The sequence below is a fragment of the Citrobacter sp. genome (assembly GCF_050252275.1).
Lineage (GTDB): Bacteria > Pseudomonadota > Gammaproteobacteria > Enterobacterales > Enterobacteriaceae > Citrobacter_A > Citrobacter_A amalonaticus.
The window spans coordinates 1-5,431 of record NZ_JBFWLF010000300.1 but is presented as its reverse complement, the minus strand read 5'-3'; the positions used below and the strand labels follow the sequence as shown (position 1 = coordinate 5,431).

The window sequence follows — 5,431 nt, the reverse complement described above, 5'->3', positions numbered from 1 at the left end:
CTGCTCAATTTTGAAAAGAGCATGTTGATCAAAGAGGGCGCGGACAACATCAGCAAGCTGGATTACCCGAACTTCTGGCATCAGGGCTCGCTGAAACTGCGGTTGAGCTATCAGTTTGAACCGGGGGCGGATGCGGACGGGGTGACGGTACATATTCCGCTGCCGTTGTTGAATCAGGTCGACGAAAATGGTTTTGAATGGCAGATCCCGGGCTTGCGTCGCGAACTGGTGATTGCGCTGATTAAATCGCTGCCGAAGCCGGTGCGGCGTAACTTTGTTCCGGCCCCGAACTATGCCGAGGCGTTTTTAGGCCGCGTGACGCCGCTGGAACTGCCGCTACTGGACGCGCTGGAGCGTGAGCTGCGTCGGATGACAGGCGTGACGGTTGACCGCGAGGACTGGCACTGGGATCAGGTGCCCGATCATCTAAAAATCACCTTCCGGGTGGTGGATGATAAAAACAAGAAGCTGGAGGAAGGGCGCTCGCTACAGGAGCTAAAAGACCGGCTGAAAGGAAAAGTGCAGGAGACGCTCTCGGCGGTGGCCGATGATGGCATTGAACAGAGCGGGTTGCACATCTGGAGTTTTGGGCAACTGCCGGAAAGCTACGAGCAAAAACGTGGCAATTACAAAGTCAAAGCGTGGCCTGCGCTGGTGGATGAGCGTGACAGCGTGGCGATCAAACTCTTTGATAATCCGCTGGAGCAACAGCAGGCGATGTGGTCTGGCTTACGCCGTTTGCTGCTGTTGAACATCCCGTCGCCGATCAAATATCTGCACGAGAAGCTGCCGAATAAAGCCAAGCTGGGTCTGTACTTCAACCCGTACGGCAAAGTGCTGGAGCTGATTGACGACTGCATTTCCTGCGGCGTGGATAAGCTGATTGATGCTAACGGTGGTCCGGTCTGGACGGAAGAGGGTTTTGCCGCGCTGCATGAGAAGGTTCGCGCCGAGCTGAATGAGACGGTTGTGGAGATTGCGAAGCAGGTCGAACAGATCCTGACCGCCGTCTTTAACATTAATAAACGCCTGAAGGGGCGCGTGGACATGACGATGGCGCTGGGGCTTTCCGACATCAAAGCGCAGATGGGCGGATTGGTGTATCGCGGATTTGTCACCGGCAACGGCTTCCGTCGTCTTGGCGATACGCTGCGTTACTTGCAGGCGATTGAAAAACGTCTTGAGAAACTGGCGATTGATCCCCATCGCGATCGCGCGCAGATGCTGAAAGTCGAAAGCGTACAGCAGGCCTGGCAGCAGTGGTTCAACAAGCTGCCGCCGGCGCGACGCGAAGACGAGGAGGTGAAAGCGATCCGCTGGATGATTGAAGAATTGCGGGTCAGCTATTTTGCCCAACAGCTGGGAACGCCCTATCCCATTTCGGATAAACGTATCCTGCAGGCAATGGAACAGATTAGCGGGTAATTCAGTACCGGATGGCAATGTATTGTCCGTAGGCCCGATAAGCGCAGCGCCATCGGACGCAGGTGAGACGTTCGAATCTGTACCGTATTGTTACAGAAGCGGCCAGAGGATCTGGCCGCGAAGAGATTACAATTCGTTAGGCTGAGCGTTGATCGCCGGGCTATGTTTCACCCGACTGGCAAAGAAAATGGCAACCAGGGATATCGCCACGGTGGTAAGCAGATACCACGCCACGGGCACCCAGTCGCCGTCATATTTTGCCAGCAACCCGGTAGCGATGAGGGGAGCGGTACCGCCCGCCAGCGCTGCGCCAATCTGGTAACCGAGGGTGATGCCGGTGTAGCGAACGTTAGCGCTGAAAATTTCCGAGCACAATGTCCCCAGTACCGCCGTCACTGGCGCCCACAGCACGCCGAACATCACAATTGTCGCCAGCATAATGCCCCAGGTAGTACCGGTATTGAGCAGCAGGAACCATGGCACGATAAACAGGCCAAGCAGGGCGACGCTAATGGCATACATCCGTTTGCGGCCAATTTTGTCCGACAGCAGCCCCATCAGCGGGATCATCACCGTAGCAATCAGTGCACCCACGGTGACGGCTTCCAGCACCTGGGACTTCTGATAACTCAGTGTGCTGGTGGCATAGCTGACCACAAAAGTTGAGAAAATGTAGAACGGCGCGGTTTCCACCACCTTCAAACCTGCGGCAATCAGCACTTCACGCCAGTGACGAGTCAGCGTATCCCGCAGCGGCGCTTTGGCAACCTGACCCGTCGCTTTGACCTTCTTGAAGTCTGGCGTTTCATCGATATCCCGACGGATCCACAGTCCTAACAGCACCAGCACGGAGCTCAGCAGAAAGGGAATACGCCAGCCCCAGGAGAGGAAATCTTCCTCGCTAAACAGGGTCATCAGCGAGACGATAAACGTCGCCATCAGCATGCCAATGGTCACGCCCGCCTGGGGAATACTGCCGAAGAAGCCTTTGCGTTTTTCCGGCGCGTATTCATAGGCCAGCAGGAGTGCGCCACCCCATTCGCCACCAATGCCCATCCCCTGAATGATGCGCATCAGGATAAGCAGAATGGGGGCCCAGATACCGATCATCTCATAGGTGGGCAGTAGACCGATCATCACCGTCGCGCCGCCCATCAGGGAAAGCGTCAGCACCAGCGTTTTCTTACGCCCGATGCGATCGCCGATGTGGGCGAAAATTACCCCGCCAATCGGGCGAATAAAAAAGGTCAACGAGAAGGAGAGGTACGAGAGGATTAGACCGATTACCGGGTCGACCATCGGGAAGAAAATCTTGTTAAACACCAGCGCAGCCGCGGTGCCATACAGAAAGTAATCGAACCACTCAATCGCACTGCCGGTCAGACTGGCGACAAGTACCTTCTTATTTTTCTTCAGAATAACCGTACTGCTTTCATGGGTCGTCATTAACTGTAAACCTCCGCCAGAGAACAAAAAAGGTGTCACCTGGCAGTGTGGCAGGTGCAACCTGTTACGTTAAAAGGTTGTGAAATTGTTAATCAAACTAGGTGTGTTAGTAACATTTAACAAGAGGAGGCACGCCGTAATGGGCTAAAAAGAGAGCATTTTGCCAGAATGATTTTCTGTAATTGCAGAATAAATGACGTTAATCGTTCATATTCTGATAATTAAACAGGATAATGTGCAGGTGCAACCGCCCGATTTTTAGACGTTTTGTGTTATTTCACTGAGATGACAAAAAAAGCGTCGAAATATCAATCATCAGCCTTTCAGAGAGATCTACTGTTTATTCAGCGTGGGTGCGGTACTCTGCTGAAATAAGAGGAGGAGCTTAATGATGCAACCGTTCCCGAGACTTTCCGCCACCACCCTTGAGGCGATCAATACGGTGGGGCAGTGGCTGGCGCAGGATGATTTCTGCGGCGGGCCTGCTTACCCGGCAGACTGTGTGGTACTGGCGGGCAATGCCGTCATCCCGACAATTGACGCGGCCTGCCAGATAGCCCAACAGCAAGAGGTTCCGCTGCTGATCGCTGGTGGGATTGGTCACTCCACGACCTTCCTGTATGCCGCCGTTGCCCAACATCCCCGTTACAACACGATCCAGACGACCGGACGCGCCGAAGCCGCCATCCTGGCGGATATTGCCCGGCAGTTCTGGCACATTCCCGCAGACAAAATCTGGCTGGAAGATCAGTCAACTAACTGCGGAGAGAACGCCCGTTTTAGCGCGCAAATGATCGCGCAGGCCGCAACACCGATTAACACGGCCATTGTGGTACAGGATCCTACGATGCAGCGGCGTACCGTAGCGACCTTTCGCCGGGTAACCCGTGACGATCCGGACGCACCGCGCTGGCTGAGCCATCCGGGATTTACGCCTGTTTTGTGTCAGCAGGAGGACGATATTGTATTTGCTAATGACCCTGGCGGCCTGTGGAGCATCGATCGCTATTTAGCGCTGGTGGTGGGCGAAATCCCGCGCTTGCGCAATGATGACACCGGCTATGGACCTCGGGGGCGTGACTTCATTGTGCATGTGGATTTTCCGCCGGAGGTCGAGGCCGCGTGGCAGATCCTGCAACAGGATGCGGCGCTGAATGAGGCGATGAACCACCGTTCGTTACGCTAACACCTGCCCGTTTGGGAGTGTTTTCTCTCAAACGGGCAAAACAAAAATGCCTGCGTTTTCGTTCTCCCCAGCCTGACCCCTCTCTTTTATGAAGCAGTTCACAGAATCACGACACCAGCCGGGATCGCTGAGGCATGATTGATGTTTATTAACAATAGTTTCACTTGTTAAAAACAATTCAATCACAGGAGTAGCGCATGTCAGTACCCGTACAACATCCTATGTATATCGATGGACAGTTTGTGACCTGGCACGAGGATGCCTGGATTGACGTCATCAACCCGGCGACGGAAGAGGTGATTTCGCGTATTCCTGATGGTCGTGCAGAAGACGCGCGCAAAGCCATTGCAGCGGCGGACCGTGCGCAGGCTGAGTGGGAAGCGCTGCCAGCGATCGTTCGTGCTGGCTGGCTGCGCAAAATTGCCGCCGGGATCCGTGAACGTGCTGGCGAAATCAGTGCCTTAATTGTGGCTGAAGGAGGAAAAGTTCAGCAACTGGCCGAGGTGGAAGTCTCTTTTACTGCCGACTATCTCGACTATATGGCGGAGTGGGCTCGTCGCTATGAAGGCGAAATACTGCAAAGCGATCGTCCTGGCGAGAATATCTTGCTGTTTAAGCGCGCGCTGGGGGTTACCACCGGGATCCTGCCGTGGAATTTCCCGTTCTTCCTGATCGCCCGTAAGCTGGCTCCGGCCCTGTTGACCGGGAACACCATCGTGATTAAACCCAGCGAATTCACGCCCAATAACGCGATTGCGTTTGCCAAAATTGTTGATGAGATTGGTCTGCCGCGTGGTGTGTTTAACCTGGTGCTGGGGCGTGGTGAAACCGTCGGCCAGGAACTGGCCGGTAACCCGAAAGTGGCGATGGTCAGCATGACCGGCAGCGTGGCAGCAGGTGAAAAGATTATGGCGACTGCGGCGAAAAATATCACCAAAGTGTGCCTGGAGTTGGGTGGCAAGGCGCCAGCGATTGTGATGGATGATGCCGATCTTGAACTGGCGGTCAAAGCGATTGTGGATTCCCGGGTCATCAATACCGGACAGGTTTGTAACTGCGCGGAGCGTGTCTACGTACAAAAAGGGATTTATGACCTGTTCGTGAACCGCCTGGGCGAAGCCCTGAAAGTGGTACAGTTCGGTAACCCAGGCGAGCGTAACGACATCGCCATGGGGCCGCTGATCAATGCCGCGGCGCTGCAACGTGTGGAGCAGAAAGTGGCGAGGGCGGTACAGGAGGGGGCACGGGTGGCGCTCGGCGGCAAAGCCGTTGAGGGCAAAGGTTACTTCTATCCGCCAACATTGCTGTTGGATGTTCGTCAGGAGATGACCATCATGCACGAAGAGACCTTTGGCCCTGTGCTGCCTGTGGTGG

General features: G+C 54.9%; 4 protein-coding genes. 3 read left to right on the top strand and 1 reads right to left on the bottom strand.

Translation table 11 applies throughout. From position 1 onward, the window contains the following. Positions 1 to 1,425: DUF3418 domain-containing protein (locus AB7E14_RS19870; RefSeq protein WP_428169841.1), on the top strand; the 1,425-nt coding region annotated here is incomplete at its 5' end. 126 nt (positions 1,426 to 1,551) lie between these two features. Here AB7E14_RS19870 and AB7E14_RS19865 read toward each other — a convergent pair. After that, positions 1,552 to 2,871, bottom strand: a complete 1,320-nt coding sequence (locus tag AB7E14_RS19865) for an MFS transporter (RefSeq protein WP_044328258.1) — start codon at positions 2,869 to 2,871, stop codon at positions 1,552 to 1,554. A 391-nt stretch (positions 2,872 to 3,262) separates the two neighbouring features. Here AB7E14_RS19865 and AB7E14_RS19860 point away from each other — a divergent pair, with 391 nt between their 5' ends. Together AB7E14_RS19860 and aldA are read left to right on the top strand one after the other, a co-directional pair. Further along, positions 3,263 to 4,057: a YdcF family protein gene (locus AB7E14_RS19860; protein ID WP_044257960.1), complete on the top strand. Its 795-nt coding sequence runs from the start codon at positions 3,263 to 3,265 to the stop codon at positions 4,055 to 4,057. Between the two features lie 197 nt (positions 4,058 to 4,254). Continuing rightward, a partial coding sequence (gene aldA / locus AB7E14_RS19855; RefSeq protein ID WP_428169840.1) for an aldehyde dehydrogenase occupies positions 4,255 to 5,431 on the top strand: 1,177 nt, incomplete at its 3' end.

Bases quoted from the DNA above. Each gene is read 5' to 3' on its own strand.
- AB7E14_RS19865 (WP_044328258.1), bottom strand. From the start codon at position 2,871: ATGACGACCCATGAAAGCAGTACGGTTATTCTGAAGAAAAATAAGAAG.
- AB7E14_RS19860 (WP_044257960.1), top strand. From the start codon at position 3,263: ATGCAACCGTTCCCGAGACTTTCCGCCACCACCCTTGAGGCGATCAAT.